The following is a 22,428-nucleotide window of genomic DNA, read 5'->3' as shown; positions in this document are numbered from 1 at the left end:
CTCTTTGTAATCCGTCCCAGGCCTCGACGGCACAACAGGGCGAGATGTTCAGCAGAGACAAATCAAAGGTTGGGCTAAAGGGCAACCCTGCGTCACAGTTTGCCGCCCAAGTCTTTCAGAATCGGGCAATCAGGACGGTCGTCCCCGGCACACGCGTCGATGAGATGGCTAAGCGTTTCGCGCATACCTCTGAGATCGGCAATTTTGGCGTCAATCTGCGCCAGATGATCCCGCGCAACGCGTTTTACGTCAGAGCTGGCCCGGGTCTCATCCTCGTAAAGGGCCAGCAATGTGCGGCAGTCTTCGATGGTGAACCCGAGCGTTCGGGCGCGACCCAGGAAATTCAGTTTGTGAATGTCCTGATCGCGGAACCGACGATACCCATTGTTGTCGCGCAGCGGTTTGATCAGGTTGATATCTTCATAATAGCGGATGGTTTTGACGGGCAGGCCCGTATGGGTCGAGACCTCTCCGATGTTCATGCTACAGCCTCCCGCTGAAGTGAATTGTCACTGGCCCCCGGTATGCTGGTCCGGATGCGCCGCAGCCGCAGAGCATTGGATACGACAAAGACGCTGGACAAGGCCATGGCCCCGGCGGCTAGAGCGGGTGACAGTAGATAACCGCCAAACGGATATAGCGCTCCGGCTGCGACCGGGATCAGCAGCGTGTTGTATCCGAAAGCCCAACCGAGATTCTGGCGAATATTGCGCATCGTGCGCTGGCTGATTTCGACCGCGTTTGCGACACCGCGCAGATCGCCCGACATCAGCACGACATCCGCGGTTTCGATTGCCACGTCAGTGCCGGTTCCGATTGCCACACCTATATCAGCCCTTGCCAGAGCAGGCGCGTCGTTGATGCCATCACCAACAAAGGCGAGCGTTCCAAACCTGGTTTGCAACTTTTCGATTGCGTCAACCTTCCCCTCCGGCAGTACCTCGGCGGCGACGTGGTCAATGCCCAGCTTATCGGCCAGCGCCTGTGCGGTTTGCGCGTTATCGCCGGTGACCATGGCGAGGGTCACACCCATCTCATGCAGTCGGGTCAGTGCCTCGGGCGTGCCCGGTTTGATTGGGTCTGAAACTGTCAGCGCAGCAGCGGCCTGTCCGTCAATCGCAATATAGATCGGTGTAGCCCCTTGGGCTGCACGTATCTGCGCATCAGGCCGCAGGCTACCAAGGTCGATGCCGGTCTGTACCATAAGGCGGTCAGACCCAATCAATACAGAATGCCCCTCGACCTGCGCGCGCAAGCCCAACCCTGTTAGGGAGCTGAATTCCTTCACGTCAGGCAAAATGTCAGGACCTGCGCGAGTGATTGCGGTAGCTATAGGGTGTTCCGATCGCGCCTCAGCCGCCGCGGCCAGGCGCAGGACTTCGGCGCATTCAAAGCCGTTTGTTGTCGCAATCTCTTCCAGTTCGGGCCGACCCAGAGTCAGCGTGCCTGTTTTATCAAGGGCAATGACTTTGGCTTGTTGTAACTGCTGTAACGCGTCGCCCTTGCGGAACAACACGCCCAATTCAGCTGCACGCCCGGTACCCACCATGATTGAGGTCGGCGTAGCCAGACCCATCGCACAAGGGCAGGCGATGATCAGCACCGAGACCCCGGCTACCAGTGCCAGCGGTAAAGCCGGGGCGGGTCCAAAAATCAGCCACGCAACAACCGTCAATAAGGCCACGCCTATCACCGCAGGTACAAAATAGTAGGTGATTCGATCCACCAACGTTTGAATCGGCAGCTTTGCCCCCTGTGCCTGTTCGACGAGTCTGACAACCTGCGCCAGCACGGTATCCGAACCTACATGCGTGGCCCGAATGCGAAGGGCACCTGTTCCATTCACCGTTCCTCCGACCACCGGATCGTTCTTGGCTTTGCCGATGGGTATGGGCTCACCGGTAATCATGCTCTCATCGACATACGAGGTTCCGTCCAAAACGTTCCCGTCCACGGGAACGCGCTCACCCGGGCGGATCTGAATGATGTCACCCACAATGATCTCGGCGATGGGCTGGTCTTGGGTTGTTCCATCCCTCTCGACCCGTGCTGTTTTGGGTTGGAGTCCGGCCAGTTTGCGAATTGCTGCACCTGTTCGCCCTTTTGCGCGGGCCTCCATCAGACGGCCCAGCAGGATCAGTACAACGATAACTGCCGCAGCCTCGAAATAGACATTGGCTGTGCCTTGCGGCAGAACCTGCGGCGCAAATGTCGCGAGGACCGAGTACAGATATGCCGCGCCTGTCCCCAAAGCGACCAATGCGTTCATATCGGGGGCGCCCCTCAGCAGTGATGGGATACCTTTGGCGTAGAACACCCGGCCAGGACCGACGAGCAGCGCTGAAGCTAGCGCAAACTGGATCAGATAGCTTGTTTGAAGGCCGATAGTAGAATGAACCCAATGGTGAAATGCATGGATTATATGCCCGCCCATTTCCAGAACAAAAACCGGCAAGGCCAACATGGCCGCAAACACTGTCGCGCGCCGCATTTCCGCAAACTCATCTATTTTGCAATTATGATCGGCTCCGTCCTCGGCCTGCGGGCGCGCCGGATACCCCGCTTCGGTCAAAGTCTTCGCAAGCATTGCCGCTTCGGTCACACCCTCGGCAAAGGTCACTGTGGCGCTTTTCGTGGCAAGATTGACTGCCACATCTGACACACCCAGGCTTGCCTGCAAAATACGCTCGATCCGCTTCACGCACGAGGCGCAGGTCATGCCATCGATGTCCAGTCGTATCTGTCTTGTCGCCGCGGGATAGCCCGCTGTGTTGAGCGCGTCTAGAATCTCGTCGAATGAGGTCTCATAGGTGATATCGGCCGTCTTGGTCGCGAAGTTGACTTCGGCGGAGCACACCCCGGGCGTCGCACGCAATGCGCCCTCGACCCGGCCAACGCACGAAGCGCATCCCATGCCCGTAATCCTGATCTGTGTATGCAGTAACTCGGCCATTCGTGGCGTCCTGGTAATGTACTTTGGTCTCGATATAGAGGCTCCAGTCACTGGAAGGTCAAGACACTGTTCTCAACTGCGCGCCACCGTCGCACCTGGATTGAAGTTGATCTACGCGCCGGAAGCCTTGAGCTCGGCCAACTCGCGTTGCAGCCGTTGATTTTCTGTCTGTAAATCAGCCAGTTGCTTGCCCAGAGTGTTTAGGTGGGGCCGTAGCTCGGCCTCGGTGAAGCGAGGCGTGATGTGGCGCGGGCAGTTCCAATCGAGCGCCTCAACTTTGATGATGGCAGCACGCTCTGCCTCGGTCTCCGAGCCATCGACGTAGAGATTGGTTGCGGCCTCAACACCCTCGGAAAATGTCATCCACCCCAGGATCTTGAGGCGACGCTGGTTCGCGTAATCCATCAGAATCAACGCCACGCGGTCATTTCCATCAAGATTTCCGCGCGAGATGTACTGCTTGTTTCCCGACAGGTCAGCGTAACCGATAGTTTGCGGGTCCAGCACTTTCAGGAACCCGACCGGTCCACCCCGAAACTGAACATAGGGCCACCCTGTTTCTGATACAGTGGCTTGATAAAATCCGTCGCGTGCGTGAATGAATGCCTCTTCTGCCGGTCCGATTTGATGGCCTTGCCGCGGCCCGGATTCGAGGAATTTTGAGTAGGTTTTGGCTGATCCCATCCGTTCTTGATGGGCGCGCACTGCGGGCGTGAAGGTCAGTTCAGAAAAGGCGCGGGGCATTTTTGCTGTCTCCTGAGCCTTTCGCGGATCGTCTTCAATATGGATGACAATTGCGTGGGCTGTCAGATGTGGGAACGCAGAAGTGAACAGGGCCGGAAACTGGACCAAAGACGTTGCGTAGCAACGCTTTTCGACGCCACGTCACATGGATTGGAAGGAATCGCACACGCAGGTAGCCTTGGGTCAAACACCTGATCTGGAGAGCTTATTGATGTCGCTTTTTACCAGCACCGCCGCCTGGGTTACTGACGAACACCGGATGTTTGCCGAGATGGCCGGCCGTTTCATGGACGATGCTTTGGTTCCCAACACAGAGAAATGGGCCGAAAACGGCGTTGTCGATCGGGACTTTTGGCTGCAGGCGGGCCAGACGGGTCTGATGGCTGGTTCGATTGCCGAGGAATATGGCGGTGTTGGCGGTGGAATGGGCTTCGATTCTGTCACCCTGTACGAACAGACCGCACGCGGTGATGCTGGATGGGGATATGGCATTCAGTCCATCGTGACCCATTACATCACCACCTATGGCAGTGAGGATCAGAAACACAAATGGCTGCCAAAGCTTGCCTCGGGCGAGATGATCGGAGCGCTTGCCATGACCGAGCCGGGTACTGGATCGGATGTGCAGGCAGTGAAGACTACGGCTGAGAAGGATGGCAATTCGTATCGGCTTAATGGCTCTAAGATATTTATCACCAACGGGCAATCGGCTGATCTGGTCATCGTGGCGGCGAAGACCGACAAATCCCTTGGGGCAAAGGGTGTCTCGCTGATTGCCGTCGAAACCGAAGGAACCGAGGGATTCCGCCGGGGACGGAACCTCGAAAAGCTTGGGATGAAGGGCAACGACACGGCAGAATTGTTCTTTGAGGATGTCAAAGTTCCAATGACTAACCTGCTGGGCCCAGAGGAGGGGCAAGGGTTCTATCAGCTGATGAAACAGCTGCCGTGGGAAAGGCTGACCATCGGGATCATGGCGCTGGGCGCGATCGACTTTGCAATATCTGAGACTGTGAAATATGTGCAGGAACGCAAAGCCTTTGGCCAGCGGGTGATGGATTTCCAGAATACCCGTTTCAAGTTGGCCGAGTGTAAGACCAAGGCCGAAGTCCTGCGCAGTTTCGTCAATGATTGCATCGGCAAGCTAGAGGCCGGTGAACTGGACGCAGCGACAGCCTCGATGGTGAAATACTGGGGTTCAGAGGTGCAGAACGAAATCATGCATGAATGCCTGCAACTGTTCGGCGGCTATGGCTTCATGATGGAGTACCCGATTGCGCGGCTCTACGCGGATGCGCGGGTGCAAATGATCTACGGTGGCACCAATGAGGTGATGAAAGAGCTTATCGCCCGTTCGCTGGACGTCTAACGCGAGGCACTCCCGCCCGTCGTCGGCATTCCTTGCAGAACGTCTCCTCCAATTGGGCCAGGCAGGCGCGGGCGCAGTCCGCACCTGCCCGGCCCCTGCTGTCCGCAGGACGCAAGGCCTGAGGCCGCGTAGGTTTGCGGCACTCGTTGCCATTGAAGCACTGCATTCCGCCTGCCATTGTGATTGAGGGATATTCTATCCGAGAGGAACCTCGACATGGTTGCGTCTAACAAAGATCGCATATGCGCCCTGCTCAAGAGCATTGAGACGGGCGATCCGGGCCCGATTTCAGTGGTGAACGAAGCGCGGTATATCCAGCACAATCCACAAACTCATGAAGGCAGTGAGGGCTTGGCGGCGTTGTTCAAGCGGCTGTCTGATACCTCTCCACGCGTGAACATTGTGCGCGCGTTTGAAGATGGAGACTTTGTCTTTGCGCATACCGAATATGATTTCTCGCGCCGAAACATTGGTTTTGAAGTGTTCCGCTTTGAAAACGGGCGAGCGGTCGAGCATTGGGACAATATTCAGAAACGATTGGGTCCAAATGGTTCGGGGCGCAGTATGGTGGATGGCCCCACAGAAAGCCGGGACATCGAGAATACAGAAAAGAACCGGACGCTTGTCCGTTCTTTCGTCGAAAATGCCCTGATCGCAGGAGATCCAGATCAGATAGAAGCTTTTGTTAACACCACTGCCTTTGCGGAACACAGCCCGGGTTTCTCAGACGAGTTAACAGCGTTGCGCGCCGCATTGTCCGACATAGAGGCCATAGACTATCAGCATCTTCACCGGGTTCTGGCGGAAGGCGATTTTGTTTTGACCGTTTGTGAGGGCGAGCGAGCAGGCAAGCATAGCTCTTTCTATGATCTGTTCCGCGTATCTGATGGCAAGATCACTGAACATTGGGATACGGTTGAGACCATTGCACCGCGCAGCGAATGGAAGAATGACAACGGCAAATTCTAAGGGAGTTCTAAAGGCTGGTATCAGGCTCCAATTGTTCACTGATCCAGCCTTGGAAAGATCGCAGCGGCTCGGGGGTAGACCGGTCATTCGGCCATACGAGATAATAGCTGCCAAGACTCACATACGGACCGTCCCACGCCTTAACAAGTCTCCCTGAGCGCAGATCATCCTGAACCAGATATGAAGGCACCAAAGCTACGCCCAATCCATGGATCGTGGCTTGGATCATGGTCGAGAACTGATCGAACATCATACCCCGCAGGCCGGTGACTGATTGGCCCTGGATCTCGAACCAGCGCTCCCAGGCATCTGGTCGGGAATCCAGGTGCAACAGCGGCGCGGCGCAGAGGGTATCCAAGGTGTCGAAATTGACGTTGGTAAGTGCAGGGGCACAAACGGGCAGGACCTCTTCCCTCATGATCGGCAGATACTGAACACCCGCCCAATCCTGCTGACCAAAATGGATCGCTGCATCAAATGGTTCAGAGGCAAAATCAAATGGCTTGAGGCGGGTCCCCAGATTGACTGTGACCTCAGGATGGCGGCGGGCAAAATCCTGCAGGCGCGGTGCAAGCCAGTGCATCCCGAACGCGGGAAGGATCGACAGGTCAAGCGACCCGCCAGCCGGGTTGGCTTTGAGCTTCAATGCCGCGCGCGCCAGTTCCTGCACTGCAGACCTTGCGGTCTGGACATAATCTTTGGCGGCGGGCGTGAGGTGCAGCCGCATTTGGCTGCGCTCGATCAGTTGCACGCCCAACTGGTCCTCCATTGTCTTCAGTTGGCGACTGATTGCGCTTTGGGTCAGGGACAGTTCAGCCGCCGCAGCCGAAGCGCTGCCCAACCTGTCAACAGCCTCGAGCGCGAGCAGAGATGAGATGGATGGAAGAAACCGCCTGGGCGCAATCATATGACTTATCCTCATACCTTCTGAATGCAATAACACTGGTTATTTCCAACCACCAGAGCGATGAAAGCTGGAACGCATCGCCAATTGTGATCTTGAAACGCGCGCCCGGGCGCGGGAAAATCGAGAGGCTGGGCGAACCCGCGCCGAGATCGGTCAACGCCGATGATACAGACCAAACAAAAGCGAGAACCATGGACCGCGCCCAGATCGTACATGAGAATTTTCTGACCCGCGTTGCAGATCGCGATTTTCCCGACGGTGTGCCGCCGTGCTCCGGGTTGAGCGATGCAGATGCGGTTTCGCTGTTCCGGTCACAGGTTCTGAGCCGTGCATTGGACAGGACCAGCCGAGCGATGCAAAAGGCTGGGCAGGGGTTCTATACGATTGGCTCGTCCGGGCATGAGGGGATGGCAGCCGTTGCGCATGCCCTGCGCCCGACCGATATTGCGTTCCTCCATTATCGGGACGCGGCCTTCCAGATCGCGCGGGCGGAACAGGTACCGGGTCAACAGATCACATGGGACATGCTGCTCAGCTTTGCGTGCTCAAGTGATGACCCGATCTCGGGCGGACGGCATAAGGTTCTGGGGTCAAAAGCACTGATGATCCCGCCACAAACCTCGACCATCGCCAGCCATTTACCCAAAGCTGTCGGTGCGGCTTATGCGCTGGGGGCTGCGCGCCGAAACACGCCTGAACATCGCGTGCTGCCGGAAGACGGAATTGCAATGTGTTCTTTTGGGGATGCTTCAGCCAATCACTCGACGGCTCAGGGGGCGATCAACACTGCAGGGTGGACAAGCGTGCAGTCGACACCGCTGCCCTTGCTGTTCGTGTGTGAAGACAACGGAATCGGGATTTCCGTCAAAACGCCCAAAGGCTGGATTCAGGCGTCGATGGAGCACCGTCCGGGGATCAGGTATTTTCAGGCAAACGGGTTGGATATCTATGAAACTCACGCTGTCGCAAAAGACGCCGCCGACTATGTCCGCAGGCGTAGGAAACCAGCTTTCCTGCATCTGAAAACAGTGCGCCTGTATGGCCACGCTGGTGCGGATGTGCCGACAACTTATCTGCCAAAGTCTGAAGTTGAAGCAGATGAGGCAAACGACCCGCTATTGCACACCGTACGGCTGCTGGATCAGGCAGGTGCGTTGTCGACGGAGCAGGCGCTGAGTATTTACCGCGACACTTGCGCAAGAACCAACCGCGTGGCGACCGAGGCTTCCAGTCGTCCTCATCTGGCGAATGCGGCCGAGGCTATGGCAAGCCTGATCCCGCCCAAACGTCCCTGCAAGCCGACAAATGGCCCGAGTGCCAAAGCGCGGACTGAAACTTTTGGCGGCGATACGCGTGCGATGGATGAGCCCCAGCCGATGAGTCGGCTGATCAACTGGGCGCTGACCGATCTGATGCTGGCGCATGATGAGATCGTGTGTATGGGCGAAGATGTAGGACGCAAAGGTGGCGTTTATGGCGTGACACAGAAGCTACAGCAGCGTTTTGGCCCGGACCGGGTGATTGATACACTTCTGGACGAGCAATCTATTTTGGGGCTCGCTATCGGCATGGGTCATAACGGCTTCGTGCCGATCCCCGAAGTCCAGTTTCTGGCCTATCTGCACAATGCCGAGGATCAGATCAGGGGGGAGGCAGCAACTTTGCCGTTCTTCTCGAATGGACAATTCACTAATCCGATGGTCCTGCGGATCGCTGGTCTGGGGTATCAGAAGGGATTCGGCGGGCATTTTCACAACGACAATTCTCTGGCCGTTTTGCGGGACATACCGGGGGTGATCATCGCCTGCCCCTCTACTGGTACGGATGCGGCAAAAATGCTGCGCGAGTGCGTGCGTTTGGCGCGAGAGGAGCAACGGGTTGTGGTGTTTCTTGAACCGATCGCGCTCTATCCCATGCGCGATCTGCACGGGGCGCAGGATGGAGGGTGGATGACCACATATCCGTCACCGGATCAAAAGATCGCGCTGGGCGAGGTTGGCGTACATGCTGACGGCACAGATTTGGCGATCGTGACCTACGGCAATGGGCACTATCTTTCGAGACAGGCTTTGCCCGAGCTTGAGGCGGCAGGGCTGAAAACCCGGATCATTGATATGCGCTGGCTTGCTCCACTACCGACTGACGCCTTGCGCGAGGCCACCAACACATGCGCACATGTATTGATCGTTGACGAATGCCGCCGCACCGGCAGCCAGTCTGAAGCGCTGATGACTTTCTTCGCGGAAGACAGCCCCGCGATACCAACCGCCCGTGTTGTGGCCGAGGATTGCTTTATCGCGACCGGCCCGGCCTACGCTGCGCCTCTCCCCTCGAAAGACGGAATTGTTGACGCTGCTTTGGCGCTGACCGGAGGAAAATCATGACCCGCACTGCTGTTGTGATCTGTCCTGGTCGGGGTACTTATAACAAGCCTGAATTGGGCTACCTGCATCAACATCATGCGGGTCGGATGAGCCAATTTCACAGTTTCGATGAGATCCGTGCTGAAGCGGGTCAGGAGACGGTTACGGCGCTGGATGGTGCTGGCCGTTTCAGCGTTGGTAAATATTCGCGTGGCGATGTGGCCTCACCCTTGATCTATGCGGCGTCATTGGCGGATGCGCAGGCACTTGCCAAGGATATTGATGTTGTCGCCGTCACCGGCAATTCGATGGGATGGTATATCGCGCTGGCCGTCGCTGGTGCATTGACCCCAGAGAACGGCTTTCGTGTGGTCAATACGATGGGTACGCTAATGCAAAAGCAACTGATCGGTGGCCAATTGGTGTACCCGTTCGTCGACGAAGAATGGTCGAATGATGTTGCACGCAAATCAGCGTTGTTAGACGCGGTTGCACGGATCAACACATTGAAAGACCATACTCTGGCGCTTTCGATTGATCTGGGCGGGATGCTGGTACTTGCAGGGAATGAGGCAGGGCTAAATGCATTTGAAACCGCCAATCCCGTTGTGCAGGATAGGTTTCCTTTGCGACTGGCGAACCACGCTGCCTTCCACACCGCGCTACAGGCACCAGTAGCGACCGAAGGTCGGGCGCTACTGTGCGCTGATCTGTTTGGCCAACCCGTGTTCCCGATGATAGACGGCCGTGGCAAAATCTGGTGGCCAGGAGCGACAGATGCCGGGGCACTGTGGGAGTATACACTTGGCCATCAGGTGACCGAGACCTATGATTTCACCCATGCCATCCAGACGGCCGCGCGCGAGTTCGCTCCGGACCTCTTTATTGTGACAGGCCCCGGTGCAACGCTAGGCGGTGCCGTCGCGCAATCTCTGACTTTGGGGAACTGGCGCGGTATGACGGACAAGATGTCGTTCCAGTCGCTGCAGGAAACTGACCCGTTTCTGATTGCCATGGGGCGGGCCGATCAACGCGCCCTTGCAACTGGCTAGATCCGGCCTGATGATCGACGAAAATTTGGCGAGGCTTGGGAATGCCTGACTATGATCAATCGTTATGGCGGCAGACCTGCGGCGAGAGTATCAAAACGCAAAAACTCTCCGGTGACGTAACCGTAGACATTGCAATTATAGGAGGCGGGTACACGGGATGCTCTGCCGCCTTGACCGCAGCAAAGGCTGGGGCTTCGGTTTGCCTACTCGAAGCACATCAGATTGGGCATGGCGGCTCGGGTCGAAATGTTGGGTTGGTCAATGCTGGGCTTTGGCTGCCGCCTGATCAAATTCGATCGCATCTGGGGCAGGTGCCGGGTAGCCGTCTGATCGATCTGCTGGCGAATGCACCGTCTGAAGTCTTTGGGCTGGTCAATGCGCATGAGATCGCCTGCGAGCCGGTGAGGCATGGCACGTTACATTGTGCCCATTCGGCCAAGGGCTTTGAGGATTTGCATACACGCCATAGCCAGTTGAGCGTTTCTGGAGCGCCGGTCGAGCTACTTGATGCAAACACCTCACGCAAGCGCACAGGTAGCCCCGCTGTCCATGGCGCTTTGTTCGACCCCCGTGCTGGCACAATTCAACCGCTGGCCTTTGTAGTCGGCTTGGCACGCGCCGCGCAGGATGTGGGGACGCTGATCTATACCGAAAGCCCAATCCAATCCCTGCGACAGGAGGCGGGGATGTGGGTTTTGCACGGAGAAAACGGCACCGTGCGTGCCAAATCGATCATTCAGGCGACCAACGCCTATCATCAAGGCATCGTCGATACCGCGCCCGCCTACGTACCTGTGTACTATTTCCAATACGCCACTGCTCCGCTGTCACATAACCTACGAGCCAGCATACTGCCCGAGGGTGAAGGGTGTTGGGATACAGGGCTGATCATGACATCGTTCCGGCTGGATCAGGAGGGACGATTTATCATCGGCGGAATGGGTGATCTGAACAGCGTCGGAGGCTTTGCGCACAAAGCTTGGGTCAGTCGCAAGTTGGTGGAGCTCTATCCACAACTGGCGGATCAACCGCTGGTCAAAGGTTGGCACGGACGCATTGCGATGACTTCAGACCACATCCCCAAGATCATTCAGATCGGCCCGAATGCGCTTGCCGCCCATGGGTTCTCGGGGCGCGGGATCGGACCGGGCACCGTGTTCGGTCGCTTAATGGCCGAAAGCCTGCTGAACGATGATCCGTCGCTGCTGCCTGTGCCGCCGGTAAACGAATACAGTGAAAACTGGACGGGTCTGCGCCGTGCTTTTTTCGAAACCGGAGCTGCACTGACGCACCTCGTCAAAACCCGATTTTGAAGTTTAGACAGACCGGGTAATACCGCCGTCCACACGGATATTCTGGCCGGTGATATATCCGCCACCCTCAGAGGCCAGCAGCGAGACGACCGAGGCGATCTCATCATAGCTGCGCCCATAGCGGCCCATCGGAATGCGTGAGCGGAACTCTTCCTTCTCGGGAAGGCTGTCGATGAACCCCGGCAAGACGTTGTTCATGCGGATATTGTCGATGGCATATTTGTCCGAGAACAGTTTTGCAAAGGCCGCCAGCCCCGCGCGGAATACGCCCGAAGTCGGAAACACCGGGTCAGGTTCGAAGGCGGCAAAGGTCGAGATGTTGATGATCGATCCACCACCCTGCGCCTGCATGATAGGGGTAACCAGACGTGTGGTCCGCACCGCGTTCATGAAATAGACATCCATACCAGTGTGCCAGTCCTCATCCGTAAGCTCGAGCACCGGTGCGCGTGGGCCATGACCAGCCGAGTTGACCAATACATCGATGCGCCCCCAATGGTTCATCGCCGCATCCACAAGTTTTTGCAGGTCATCAGTTGACTGGTTCGAACCCGTGGCACCGACGCCGCCCAATTCATGCGCCAACGTCTCACCCTTACCCGAAGAGGATAGGATGCCAACCTTGAACCCGTCCGCCGCCAACCGGCGCGCGCTGTCCGCGCCCATACCGCTGCCGCCTGCAGTGATCAATGCAACTTTTTCCATCTTCGCGCCCCTCTGCGATAACTGGTGTAAAGATGGCTGACCTGTATGAATTTGACCAATCAGTTCTGTTGCGCAGTAGCAGTAGAAAATCTACAGTCTATGTATGCCTGCTCTTCCACCTCTCAACGCGATGCGCGCCTTCGAGGCCTCGGCGCGTCACTTGAACTTTCGCCTTGCAGCGGAAGAAATTGGGGTCACTCAAGGGGCCGTTGCTCAGCAAGTGCGTGGACTTGAGGCGCGATTGGGGACTGCTCTGTTTGAACGCCTTCCGCGCGGGTTGCGGCTAACCGAAGCGGGACGCAGGCTACAAGCGCCACTACGTCGGGCGTTTCGTCTGATCGAAGATGCCTTCGATGACCTATCCAATAATAGGCAGATCGCAATATCGGTCACGCCCAGTTTTGCATCTAAATGGCTGGTGCCGCGTTTGAATGATTTTCTGACCAGCTATCCCGATATTTCAGTTCAGGTTGATGCGCGCGAGCGGTTGGCGGATTTCAGATCGGATGGGATCGACATCGCAGTACGTCAAAGCCGTTCGCCGATTGCGAAGGACCTGAATGCCATACCGCTATTCTCGACCGAGTTCGTTGTTGTCAGCTCTCCAAAATTGGCGTCACAAATCTCCAGCCCAGATGATCTGATGGAGTACGTTCTACTCAGCGATTCCCACAGACTTTGGCCTCTGTATCTGGAACGTGCCGGGGTAGAGGGGAAACCCCGGACGATAAGCTTCAGTCAGACAAGCCTGGCGATTGACGCCGCAATCTCCGGTCAGGGGTTTGCGCTGGCCAATGCCCCGCTTGTTTCGGATGAACTGGCCTCGGGGCGCCTATCGCAACCATTATCCGAGGTGCTGGTTGATGATCTGAGCTTTTTTATCGTCATACCCAAGAAGCCACGTCAACCAGAATTAGTAGGACACATGCGCGACTGGCTTCTATCTCAGGTCTGAAGATTGGCGGCAATGCTCTCGATCCGTGTGCGTAACCAGCGATGCGCGGGATCGTTGGTCGAGCGCTGGTGCCAGACCATGTAGATAGAGACGGGATCGCACTCAAACGGTAAGGGTGCACAGTCCAGCGCCGCAAGCGGGCCGCGTTGCATCAAAGCTGTATCGGTCGAGATCAGGTCGCTGCCTTTCACGAAAGGCGGGATTGCGTTGAAATGCGGCAAGGTAACAACGGGTGGTCTGATCTGGCTTTGGTCCACGCCACGCATTACGGCACGGGCATTTCGTCCGTCGGTGAAACGCACCTCGACATGATCGCTGTCACAATAGGCGGACCAGTCCCTGGGTGGTTCACGGTGGGCAGCGTCATAAAACACCATCAGTGGGCTGGTGATCAGGCGCTTCTGAAAGATATCCGGTCCATCTGGCGGCAATGGGGTCAGCATCAACTGGCACCGGTCACTGCGTAGTAGGTCCGGGTCCGGAACCCCCGAAGGGATGAATTCCAGTCGCAACCGGACGCCTTCCTTGCGCGTTTTACGCAGCAATTCGGGAAAGATCAGCTCGCGCGGCATATCATTGGTGGCGATCTGGATGCCCATCTGTTCAGACACAGGATCAAATGGACGGCCGACGGTCAAGGCGCGCATGTTGTCCAACACCTGTTGAACCGGCTCTTTGAGGGCAAGCGCGCGTTCAGTCGGGGTCAGCCCTTGACCGGATCGAACGAACAGCGGATCACCAAGCACTTGCCGCAACTTTCCCAGCGTATGGCTGATGGCCGATTGCGTCACCCCGAGCCGGTCGGCTGCCTTCGAGACTGAACTTTCTTCGAGTATTGTCAGAAATACCCGAAGGACTTTGCCATCAAGATCAGTGAAATCAATTTTATTCATACTGTATATGATTATTCATGAATGGATTTGGTGTCCATGCCGGGATAGGGGGAAGGGCAGCAAGCAGGAGGCACACGATGGGGATCCGCTTTTTCTCGGACAAGAACCGACCCGTTCATATGGGCTCGTACCCATTGGAACGGCTGGCACGGCAAAACCGGATGCCTGACTTGACACAAGTCCCACCAATGCGCGCGCTCAGCTTTCACCGTTCTGATCGGCCCGAAAGCATCGTCAATGCAATGGGAGAATTCCAGGCAATGCTGGATGCGATCCGGGACGGTTTCGTGAATCCAGTCGCGTCTGAAATCCCAGCCGATCCCGTTGATCGCGTCAACCACCTGAAAGCGTTCGGCTATTTTAACGACGTGTCGATGATGGGCTGCGGACCTCTGCTGCCGGATGCAATGTTGGCCGAACCCCGGCGCAACCCGGATATCGATCGCTTGGCCCATGCCCTTCGAACCCGTCAGACCAAAACCCTGGCCTCGGGCATCGATGTGATCATGGCTGATCTGAAAGAAAGCATGGAAGCCGCGCCCAAGCCCATCGACAGCCATCGCCATGCACTTGTGTTTCTTTATGAATTCAACCGTGATCCTGATCCTTCGGAGCCGGGGGCCGAATGGATCGCGGAGGCGCAGGATCACCGCGCCTGCCTCTTGGCCACCGAAAATGCCGTTGTGATAGCCAACTATATTCGTTTGTTGGGGTTTGATGCACGGGCACACTCGGCAATGTCATCCGAGGTTGATCTGGGCAAACTCGCCGTGGCCGCAGGCCTGGCTTCACTGGAGGACGGCGAAGTCGTAGTGCCCTGGCTTGGCAAACGCTTTGGTCTGGCTGCGGTAACCACCGAAATGGAAATTGCTCATGACCTCCCGCTTTGTCCCATGGCGGAACAACCCTGGTTCCGGACCCAGGGTCCGGCGTGGTGGTTGGGTACCGGCTTTGCGAAGAATGCCATGAACCGTGATCCGTATGCTAAGCGTCGATATGTCGATGGTGCGCATCCGTTCGAAAACCTCAAACGCGTGGACAACCCCACCACATATATCGACGAAGAGAATGTCGCCCGCGTTCCCAAACGGGCGGATATGTTCGCGCGCGCACAGTTCGGCGACATGGGCAAAAACCTGCAGGACGCAGCCAAAGGCGGCTATTATGTCCGCAAAGCGGCCCCAAGCTTTGCACAGCGCCGTGCGCTGGGCGCGTTTGTTCTGCTGCAGGATGGCGACAGCGCCATGGTCGAAGGACCTGCAGATGCCGACCGAAATGGCGCGAACATCAAGGCTGCGACTTACTTCCTTGGAGTCGACGCGGTGGGCCTCAGCCGGTGTCCCGAATGGAGTTGGTATTCCCACGACGCCACTGGCGAAGAGATAAACCCGTCACATGACCAGGCGATCAGCATGATCATTGACCAGGGTTACGAGACGATGGAAGGTGCCAGCGGTGATGACTGGATCAGCGTGGCCCAGTCGATGCGCGCATATCTGCGGTTTTCGCTTTTGGGCGGCGTAATCGCGCAGCAAATCCGCAACCTCGGCTACAAAGCCAAGGCCCATACGGTGATGGATGGAGAGGTGCTGCAACCCCCTCTGTTGCTACTGTCGGGAATGGGCGAGGTCAGTCGGATCGGAGAAGTTATTCTGAACCCATATCTCGGCCCCCGATTGAAATCGGGTGTCGTGACAACCGACATGCCGATGACGCATGACAAGCCGATCGATTTTGGCCTGCAGACTTTCTGTGAGAACTGCAACAAATGCGCGCGTGAGTGCCCATCGGGTGCGATCACCGCCGGGCCGAAGCTGATGTTCAATGGCTACGAAATCTGGAAGTCCGATAGCCAGAAATGCGCGACCTACCGGGTCACCACTCCGGGCGGCGCCATGTGTGGGCGTTGCATGAAAACCTGCCCCTGGAACCTGGAAGGTATATTTAAGGAACGCCCTTTCCGATGGGCCGCGATGAATATCCCTCAGGCTGCGCCTGCCTTAGCAAAACTGGATGATGCCGTCGGCAATGGCGGTCTGAATGACACCAAGAAATGGTGGTGGGATATAGAGCTGGAAGCTGACGGTGCCTATCGCCCAACGCAACATCCCCTGAACCGGCGCGATCTGCAAAAGGACCTCGACCTGAAATACGAGGATCAGACGCTTGCGGTTTATCCGGCCTATCTTGCGCCGCATCCGTGGCCCTATCCGTTTGCGATGGACCGCGAGGCCGGGATCGCAGCGTATGAAGCGATGCTGACCGCCGATGAATACAAGGCGCGCAAGGCAGCGGGCGATATGTCGGTCATTCATCGTTATCAGATCGCAGGCGATGCTCCGGTCATGAGGGTGGAGCTGACTAAGGTCGACAAGATGACCGCGGATGTCACGAAGTATGAATTCTCGACGCTCAATGGTGCCCCGCTGCCTGAATGGACCGCTGGTGCGCATCTGGACGTGCTGGTCGCGCCAGAATTTTTGCGCCAATACTCCATGTCCGGCGACCCGTCAGATTGCTCGACCTATCAGATCGGCGTTCTGCGTGAAGACGAGGGGCGTGGTGGATCAGCCCTCTTGCATCGGATTTTCAATGAAGGTCGTAAGGTTTTCATTTCCAAACCGATCAACCACTTTGAGCTGAATGAAGATGCATCAAGAACCTTCCTGATGGGGGGCGGCATCGGGATTACTCCGATGATTGCCTTCGCGCATCGATTGCATGCGTTAGGCAGGCCATTTGAACTGCACTACTCCGCCAGCACGCGCGCCGGGGCGGGATATCTGGACGACTTGGCCACGATGCCCTGGGCGGATCACGTCCACTATCATTTCTCAGATGAGGGCACGCGTGCCGACGTAGATGCGATCCTTGGCGGTTATCAGGAGGGTTGGCATGTCTACACCTGCGGTCCGGATCGTTTCATGGATGGCGTCATGCAAGCCGCCGAAGCGCAGGGTTTCCCAGAAGAAGCGCGGCATCTGGAGTACTTTTCGGTCCCTGAACAGCCGGAATACGAAAACCACGAATTCACCCTCAAGCTGGCAAAATCCGGTCGGGAACTGAAAGTGCCAGAGGACAAAGATGCTGCTCAGGTCCTGAATGAAGCGGGAATACACGTTGATGTGAAATGCGCCGATGGCATCTGTGGTGTCTGCAAATGCGGAGTGATTTCGGGCGAAATCGAACATCGTGATTTTGTGTTATCGAACAAACAACGAGAAGGGGCGATCATACTCTGCCAAAGCCGTGCGGCGCAAAAAGACGGTGTGATCGAAATCGATCTCTGAGCGCAGTCTGAATGCGACATATTTAGATCAAAAAATAGGTCGCACAGGCCATGGACGAACAGGGGTCGCTGCACTAACGTCCCTCGCAAAACCCAGTGAACCCTGATCAACAGGTGCGAGGTACTTTCATGGACTATCACAGCCCCGCCAGTTTTGCCGAAGCTTCGGCGCTGGCACAAAATGCAACGGGCATCACGCGGTTTCTGGCGGGGGGCACCGACGTTCTGGTGCAACTGCGCTCGGAACTGGTGACACCGGATACGCTGATCGATATCAAGAAGATCAACGGCGTACATGACATCACCCGTAATTCCGACGGCAGTTGGACATTGGGTGTAGCCACAACCGGCGCAGAGATGAGCGAGCACCCTGAGCTTGGCCACGACTGGCCCGGCGTGGTCGAGGCAATGGACCTGATCGGATCGACTCAGGTACAGGGGCGCGCGACGTTGACCGGCAACCTTTGCAATGGCTCTCCGGCGGCTGATTCCGTTCCCGCCATGGTCGCGGCAGGTGTAACGGTCACAGTCACTGGCTCAGAGGGTGTGCGGGACGTGGCGGTTGAAAACATCCCGACCGGCCCCGGTAGAACTTCACTGGCTAAGGGTGAGGTAATCTCGTCTGTCAACATTCCGGCGCGTGGCGAAAACGGTGGGGATGCCTATCTGCGTTTCATCCCGCGTACCGAAATGGATATCGCCGTGGTCGGAGTGGGTGTAAACCTGCGACTGGACGGCGACATCATCACCGAGGCGCGCGTATCACTTGGGGCTGTCGCTCCGACCGTTCTTCTGGTCGAAGAAGCAGTCCGCGCGATCATTGGCACCACTTTGGATGACGCCGCTCTCGATGCTCTCGCCGCTGCCGCATCGGCCGCGTGCAACCCAATTGATGACAAACGTGGCACCATCGCGTTTCGGACCGAAGTTGCCGGAGTTCTTGCCAAGCGTACCGCCAAGATCGCCTATACCCGCGCCAAGGGAGAGCAAGCATGAGTAAGCTGCACGTAACGACCACCGTAAACGGTGATGAAGTTGAATATCTCTGCGATCCGCGCGAAACGCTGCTGGATTGTTTGCGCGACAAGCTGAACTTGACCGGCACGAAAGAAGGCTGCGGCACGGGTGATTGCGGCGCTTGCTCTGTGACCGTCGATGGTCGTCTGGTGTGTTCGTGCCTGATGCTGGGCGTCGAGGCTGAGGGCAAGCAGATCGAAACCGTTGAAGGGATCGCAGATGGCGATGTCCTTCATCCGTTGCAGAAGAAGTTCATTGAATATGCCGCCCTGCAGTGCGGTGTTTGCACGCCGGGCATATTGGTTGCGGCCAAATCCCTGTTGGAAAAGAACCCGGATCCAACCGAGGAAGAGGCGCGCTATTGGCTGGCCGGCAATCTGTGCCGCTGCACCGGTTATGACAAGATCATCCGCGCCGTGATGGATACGGCTGCTGAGCTGCGGGAGGCTTCGTAATGGCACTCGACGATCGTAAGTCCATCTTCAACTTCGTAGGCACGCGCCCCGACCGCCCTGATGGGCTCGACAAAGTGACAGGTCGTGCCAGGTTCGGGGCTGATGCCTACGCGCCGGGTATGTTGCACGGGGCAATCCTGCGCTCACCGCACGCACATGCGCGGATCGTCAGGATCGACACCTCAAAGGCCGAGGCGCTCAAGGACGTCAAGGCTATCGTCACTCGCGCAGATTTTGCCGTACTCCCGTTCAAGCCGGGTCTGGAAGGCGAGTTCTGGAATGTCCTGGAAAACGTCATGGCGGGCGAGAAGGCGCTGTATGACGGCCATGCGATTGCTGCGGTTGCCGCGACTTCAGCGTTGGCTGCACGTGATGCACTGAAACTGATCGAGGTGGAATATGAAGTGTTGCCTCATGTCACCGATGTAGACAAGGCGATGGCTGCGGATGCACCGGTGATCCGCGAAGGTGCGGCCGACTATTCGGTGCCTGAAGGCATGCATCCAAATGTCGTACGCTATCATGAAAGCGGTCACGGAGATGTGGAGGCCGGGTTTGGCGAGGCTGATCTGGTCATCGAAGACAGCTTTGTGACCGAGGCGACTCATCAGGGCTATATCGAGCCTCATGCCTGTCTTGCGTCGTTGGGCATGGATGGTAAGGGAGAATTGTGGTGCACCACTCAGGGTCATTGGTACGCTCAGAAATACTGTGCCACGTTGCTAGGCATCGAAACCGCGCAGTTGCGCGTGACAGCTTCCGAAATCGGAGGAGGTTTCGGCGGCAAGACCACTGTTTTCATTGAACCGGTGGCTTTGGCGTTAAGCCGCAAAGCCAACCGCCCGGTCAAGCTGGTGATGAACCGATCCGAGGTATTCCGGTCCACTGGCCCCACTTCATCCGCGTCGATGGATATTAAGATCGGGATGAAGAAAGACGGCACGATCACAGCGGCCCAAGGTATTTTTCGTCTGCAGGGCGGCGCGTTTCCCGGTGCACCTGGCGATTTGACTGCGATGTGTGCTTTTGCGCCCTATGACCTGACCAACGTGCGGCAGGTGGGGTATGACGTCATAGCTAACCGCCCCAAACAGGCCGCCTATCGCGCGCCGGGCGCACCAATGGGTGCTTTTGCGGTTGAATCCGTGCTGGATGAGTTGTGTAATCAACTGGGTCTCGACCCTGTGGATGTGCGCCTCAAGAACGCGGCGGCTGAAGGTTCAAAAGCCAGCTATGGACCCACATATGAGCGCATCGGCCTTGTCGAAACACTTGAAGCAGCCAAGGCGCATCCGCATTATTCGGCGCCGCTGAAACCGGGGCAGGGGCGCGGAATTTCCTGTGGCTTCTGGTTCAATCATGGTGGCGAGACGTCTGTTTCGTTGGCCTTGTCCGAGGATGGCTCGGCGCAAGTTATGGTTGGAACGCCTGACATTGGCGGTTCGCGTGCATCAATGGCCCTGATGGCGGCCGAGGTTCTGGGTATTCCCTATGAAAACATTCGGGTGACCGTCGCGGACACCGCTTCGCTTGGTTACAATGATGTCTCTCACGGCAGCCGCGTGACCTATGCCAGTGGTCTGGCAACGATCAAAGCCGCAAACCACGCGGTTGAGAAACTGTGCGAACGCGCAGCAGCCAAATGGGGCATTCCGGTTGATGCGGTGAAATGGGAGGATGGTTGCGCAGTACCGTCGGGCCCGAATGCGGGCGATTTCGACCCGCTGCCGTTGGCTGACATCACCGCAGATATGGGCGCGACCGGAGGTCCGATCTCAGGTCATTTCGAAGCCACCCCTGAAGGCGCGGGTGTGTCCTTTGGCACTCATATAGTGGATGCCGAGGTGGATTCGGAAACCGGCAAAACAAGCATCGTCCGCTACACGGTCATTCAGGATGCCGGCAAGGCAATCCACCCGACCTATGTGGAAGGCCAATACCAAGGCGGCGCCGCCCAGGGCATCGGCTGGGCGCTGAACGAAGAATATATCTATGGCGAGGATGGTCGATTGCAGAACTCGATCTTCCTTGACTACCGCATTCCGGTCGCAAGCGATTTGCCGATGATTGATACGGTGATTGTCGAAGTGCCCAACCCCGGCCACCCCTTTGGCGTGCGCGGCGTGGGAGAAACCGGGATCGTGCCGCCTCTGGCCGCCATCGCCAACGCGGTATCCAACGCAGCTGGTGTGCGGATGAAGCAACTGCCAATGTCACCGCCGCGCATTCTGGCGGCGCTTAAGGAAAAATGATCCAGGTTCACCTCTGGTCCAGCCTCCGGTCTCTGACCGGAGGCCAGCAGGTGGTCGAAGTTGAGGCGGCTACCACGGGCGAGTTGTTGAAAGAACTGGTGCGCCATCATCCCCGATTACAGGCCCCAATTGACGCGGGCGTATCGGTTGCGGTTGACGGTCGCATCATCGCGACGGGTCTGTCCGAGCCGATCCCGGAAGGTGCCGAAGTTTATCTGATGCAGCGCCTGCGCGGAGGCTGAATTTCGGAATCCTATTTCTTGGCGAAATCGCATGACAATATGAAAGTGCTGCACTGTTCGGTCAGGTTCTGAAACCGCGACCGTTCGCGGACATACAGATAAACCTGCCTCTTGTCGTCAAGGTCCACGATAGGGCGGAAAGCGACCGCCTCTGGCAGAAATTCTGCCACGGTTTGGGGCAAAACAGTGATCCAATTACCGGACCGAACCAGAGTGATCAGTGAATGTGTATTGTGGATTGTGATCGCGGCATTTTCGGTGGCTGACAGGAACGCTGGCGATTGAATGAGATCGCAAAGCCTGTTTCGCACAAATGGCGCGGTTGGGATATCAGCGATGCTCAGCGGTTTTGCACTTGTGATCAGGTCATGATCTGAGGCTGCGACGAGTCCAAATGGATCCTGAAATAGTGGAAGAGCGCGAACACCATTCAATGGATGATATCCCGATGCAATGCCGATATCGGCCTGATCCTGCGCAATCGCATCCAACACCTGTTGCGTATCCGAGTCGCGCAGTTCGATCTTAACACCTGGGAACTGGCTGGTCATGTATTCCAGCAGAGGTGGAAATATCAACGCCCCGACCGAAGGGACAGATACGATCCGGATCAGACCTTGTTGAGCCTGTGCCGCCGCATCGATGTTCTGGACGGCCTGGTCAAATTGGCGGATCTGTTTCAGGGCAAGTTCGAACACCTGCTCACCCAACGGCGATAGCTGGTTTTTTCGCTCGCCTTCAAACAGTTTCTTACCCAGATGGTCTTCGAGCTGTTTCAGCGTCATTGAGATGGCTGATTGCGTTCGGCCAAGGCGATCGGCTGCCTCGACCAGATTGCCGGTCTGCGCGACTGTGCAAAAGCAACGCAACATTTCGATTTTGATAGCCAACCTTCAACTTCCTTGAAGTTTGTTTAAGTTATTTGAGTTTGACTGATGCGCCCCCGAAAA

At 57.0% G+C, this 22,428-nt stretch carries 18 protein-coding genes; 11 read left to right on the top strand and 7 right to left on the bottom strand.

Annotated elements, in window-relative coordinates; genetic code table 11:
* Nucleotides 1–92: 92 nt before the first annotated feature.
* The 3 genes from cueR to ACRZ91_RS11775 all read right to left on the bottom strand — a co-directional run bounded on the left by cueR (nucleotide 93) and on the right by ACRZ91_RS11775 (nucleotide 3,697).
* On the bottom strand, nucleotides 93–482 hold the full coding sequence (cueR, locus tag ACRZ91_RS11785) for a Cu(I)-responsive transcriptional regulator (protein ID WP_170780765.1): 390 nt from the start codon (nucleotides 480–482) through the stop codon (nucleotides 93–95).
* Nucleotides 479–2,953: a heavy metal translocating P-type ATPase gene (locus tag ACRZ91_RS11780; protein ID WP_480905519.1), complete on the bottom strand. Its 2,475-nt coding sequence runs from the start codon at nucleotides 2,951–2,953 to the stop codon at nucleotides 479–481. Before ACRZ91_RS11780 ends, cueR begins: the two co-directional genes overlap by 4 nt.
* 111 nt (nucleotides 2,954–3,064) lie before the next feature.
* Nucleotides 3,065–3,697, bottom strand: coding sequence for a pyridoxamine 5'-phosphate oxidase family protein (locus ACRZ91_RS11775; RefSeq protein WP_480905516.1), 633 nt, complete (start codon nucleotides 3,695–3,697; stop codon nucleotides 3,065–3,067).
* Nucleotides 3,698–3,908: 211 nt separating this feature from the next.
* Between ACRZ91_RS11775 and ACRZ91_RS11770 the strand changes: the two genes are divergently transcribed.
* Both ACRZ91_RS11770 and ACRZ91_RS11765 read left to right on the top strand, forming a co-directional pair.
* Complete coding sequence (locus ACRZ91_RS11770) at nucleotides 3,909–5,066, top strand: acyl-CoA dehydrogenase family protein (protein ID WP_170544993.1); 1,158 nt, start codon at nucleotides 3,909–3,911, stop codon at nucleotides 5,064–5,066.
* 216 nt (nucleotides 5,067–5,282) lie between these two features.
* Nucleotides 5,283–6,035 (top strand): nuclear transport factor 2 family protein, encoded by a 753-nt coding sequence (locus tag ACRZ91_RS11765; protein WP_480905513.1) that lies wholly within the window; start codon nucleotides 5,283–5,285, stop codon nucleotides 6,033–6,035.
* 7 nt (nucleotides 6,036–6,042) lie between these two features.
* On the opposite strand, the gene ACRZ91_RS11760 is transcribed toward ACRZ91_RS11765, so the two are convergent.
* Nucleotides 6,043–6,942: a LysR substrate-binding domain-containing protein gene (locus ACRZ91_RS11760; RefSeq protein WP_480905510.1), complete on the bottom strand. Its 900-nt coding sequence runs from the start codon at nucleotides 6,940–6,942 to the stop codon at nucleotides 6,043–6,045.
* Between the two features lie 191 nt (nucleotides 6,943–7,133).
* On the opposite strand from ACRZ91_RS11760, the gene ACRZ91_RS11755 reads away from it, so the two are divergent.
* The 3 genes from ACRZ91_RS11755 to ACRZ91_RS11745 are packed head-to-tail and all read left to right on the top strand — an operon-like array spanning nucleotide 7,134 to nucleotide 11,670.
* Nucleotides 7,134–9,326, top strand: a complete 2,193-nt coding sequence (locus ACRZ91_RS11755) for a dehydrogenase E1 component subunit alpha/beta (RefSeq protein WP_480905507.1) — start codon at nucleotides 7,134–7,136, stop codon at nucleotides 9,324–9,326.
* Nucleotides 9,323–10,357: an ACP S-malonyltransferase gene (locus ACRZ91_RS11750; protein WP_480905504.1), complete on the top strand. Its 1,035-nt coding sequence runs from the start codon at nucleotides 9,323–9,325 to the stop codon at nucleotides 10,355–10,357. Before ACRZ91_RS11755 ends, ACRZ91_RS11750 begins: the two co-directional genes overlap by 4 nt.
* A gap of 41 nt (nucleotides 10,358–10,398) precedes the next feature.
* Nucleotides 10,399–11,670 (top strand): NAD(P)/FAD-dependent oxidoreductase, encoded by a 1,272-nt coding sequence (locus tag ACRZ91_RS11745; RefSeq protein WP_480905501.1) that lies wholly within the window; start codon nucleotides 10,399–10,401, stop codon nucleotides 11,668–11,670.
* A 3-nt stretch (nucleotides 11,671–11,673) separates the two neighbouring features.
* On the opposite strand, the gene ACRZ91_RS11740 is transcribed toward ACRZ91_RS11745, so the two are convergent.
* Nucleotides 11,674–12,375, bottom strand: coding sequence for an SDR family oxidoreductase (locus ACRZ91_RS11740; RefSeq protein WP_480905498.1), 702 nt, complete (start codon nucleotides 12,373–12,375; stop codon nucleotides 11,674–11,676).
* 103 nt (nucleotides 12,376–12,478) lie between these two features.
* On the opposite strand from ACRZ91_RS11740, the gene ACRZ91_RS11735 reads away from it, so the two are divergent.
* Entirely contained in the window at nucleotides 12,479–13,330 is an 852-nt protein-coding gene (locus ACRZ91_RS11735; RefSeq protein ID WP_480905495.1) for a LysR substrate-binding domain-containing protein, read from the top strand.
* Here ACRZ91_RS11735 and ACRZ91_RS11730 read toward each other — a convergent pair.
* The gene (locus tag ACRZ91_RS11730) at nucleotides 13,321–14,223 is read right to left on the bottom strand and encodes a LysR family transcriptional regulator (RefSeq protein WP_480905492.1); all 903 of its coding nucleotides are present in this window, start codon (nucleotides 14,221–14,223) and stop codon (nucleotides 13,321–13,323) included. The genes ACRZ91_RS11735 and ACRZ91_RS11730 overlap by 10 nt on opposite strands.
* 77 nt (nucleotides 14,224–14,300) lie before the next feature.
* On the opposite strand from ACRZ91_RS11730, the gene ACRZ91_RS11725 reads away from it, so the two are divergent.
* From ACRZ91_RS11725 to ACRZ91_RS11705, 5 genes are all read left to right on the top strand, one after another.
* A complete protein-coding gene (locus tag ACRZ91_RS11725; protein WP_480905490.1) occupies nucleotides 14,301–17,513 on the top strand; it encodes a reductive dehalogenase in 3,213 nt (1,070 codons plus the stop codon).
* 128 nt (nucleotides 17,514–17,641) lie between these two features.
* A complete protein-coding gene (locus ACRZ91_RS11720; protein ID WP_480905487.1) occupies nucleotides 17,642–18,508 on the top strand; it encodes an FAD binding domain-containing protein in 867 nt (288 codons plus the stop codon).
* Complete coding sequence (locus ACRZ91_RS11715; RefSeq protein WP_480905484.1) at nucleotides 18,505–18,984, top strand: (2Fe-2S)-binding protein; 480 nt, start codon at nucleotides 18,505–18,507, stop codon at nucleotides 18,982–18,984. Before ACRZ91_RS11720 ends, ACRZ91_RS11715 begins: the two co-directional genes overlap by 4 nt.
* On the top strand, nucleotides 18,984–21,236 hold the full coding sequence (locus tag ACRZ91_RS11710; protein WP_480875152.1) for a xanthine dehydrogenase family protein molybdopterin-binding subunit: 2,253 nt from the start codon (nucleotides 18,984–18,986) through the stop codon (nucleotides 21,234–21,236). The genes ACRZ91_RS11715 and ACRZ91_RS11710 overlap by 1 nt, the downstream gene beginning before the upstream one ends.
* Nucleotides 21,233–21,478, top strand: a complete 246-nt coding sequence (locus tag ACRZ91_RS11705) for a MoaD/ThiS family protein (protein ID WP_010441051.1) — start codon at nucleotides 21,233–21,235, stop codon at nucleotides 21,476–21,478. Before ACRZ91_RS11710 ends, ACRZ91_RS11705 begins: the two co-directional genes overlap by 4 nt.
* An 11-nt stretch (nucleotides 21,479–21,489) precedes the next feature.
* Here the strand turns inward: ACRZ91_RS11705 and ACRZ91_RS11700 are convergent, their stop codons facing one another.
* A complete protein-coding gene (locus tag ACRZ91_RS11700) occupies nucleotides 21,490–22,368 on the bottom strand; it encodes a LysR family transcriptional regulator (protein WP_480654210.1) in 879 nt (292 codons plus the stop codon).
* Nucleotides 22,369–22,428 lie beyond the last annotated feature (60 nt).

The sequence above is a fragment of the Ruegeria sp. O11 genome (assembly GCF_056535285.1).
The sequence above is the reverse complement of the archived record's forward strand: the minus strand, read 5'-3'. Positions and strand labels throughout refer to the sequence as shown.

Coding starts and splice junctions, on each gene's coding strand:
- cueR (WP_170780765.1), bottom strand. CDS start 482: ATGAACATCGGAGAGGTCTCGACCCATACGGGCCTGCCCGTCAAAACC.
- ACRZ91_RS11780 (WP_480905519.1), bottom strand. CDS start 2,953: ATGGCCGAGTTACTGCATACACAGATCAGGATTACGGGCATGGGATGC.
- ACRZ91_RS11775 (WP_480905516.1), bottom strand. CDS start 3,697: ATGCCCCGCGCCTTTTCTGAACTGACCTTCACGCCCGCAGTGCGCGCC.
- ACRZ91_RS11770 (WP_170544993.1), top strand. CDS start 3,909: ATGTCGCTTTTTACCAGCACCGCCGCCTGGGTTACTGACGAACACCGG.
- ACRZ91_RS11765 (WP_480905513.1), top strand. CDS start 5,283: ATGGTTGCGTCTAACAAAGATCGCATATGCGCCCTGCTCAAGAGCATT.
- ACRZ91_RS11760 (WP_480905510.1), bottom strand. CDS start 6,942: ATGATTGCGCCCAGGCGGTTTCTTCCATCCATCTCATCTCTGCTCGCG.
- ACRZ91_RS11755 (WP_480905507.1), top strand. CDS start 7,134: ATGGACCGCGCCCAGATCGTACATGAGAATTTTCTGACCCGCGTTGCA.
- ACRZ91_RS11750 (WP_480905504.1), top strand. CDS start 9,323: ATGACCCGCACTGCTGTTGTGATCTGTCCTGGTCGGGGTACTTATAAC.
- ACRZ91_RS11745 (WP_480905501.1), top strand. CDS start 10,399: ATGCCTGACTATGATCAATCGTTATGGCGGCAGACCTGCGGCGAGAGT.
- ACRZ91_RS11740 (WP_480905498.1), bottom strand. CDS start 12,375: ATGGAAAAAGTTGCATTGATCACTGCAGGCGGCAGCGGTATGGGCGCG.
- ACRZ91_RS11735 (WP_480905495.1), top strand. CDS start 12,479: ATGCCTGCTCTTCCACCTCTCAACGCGATGCGCGCCTTCGAGGCCTCG.
- ACRZ91_RS11730 (WP_480905492.1), bottom strand. CDS start 14,223: ATGAATAAAATTGATTTCACTGATCTTGATGGCAAAGTCCTTCGGGTA.
- ACRZ91_RS11725 (WP_480905490.1), top strand. CDS start 14,301: ATGGGGATCCGCTTTTTCTCGGACAAGAACCGACCCGTTCATATGGGC.
- ACRZ91_RS11720 (WP_480905487.1), top strand. CDS start 17,642: ATGGACTATCACAGCCCCGCCAGTTTTGCCGAAGCTTCGGCGCTGGCA.
- ACRZ91_RS11715 (WP_480905484.1), top strand. CDS start 18,505: ATGAGTAAGCTGCACGTAACGACCACCGTAAACGGTGATGAAGTTGAA.
- ACRZ91_RS11710 (WP_480875152.1), top strand. CDS start 18,984: ATGGCACTCGACGATCGTAAGTCCATCTTCAACTTCGTAGGCACGCGC.
- ACRZ91_RS11705 (WP_010441051.1), top strand. CDS start 21,233: ATGATCCAGGTTCACCTCTGGTCCAGCCTCCGGTCTCTGACCGGAGGC.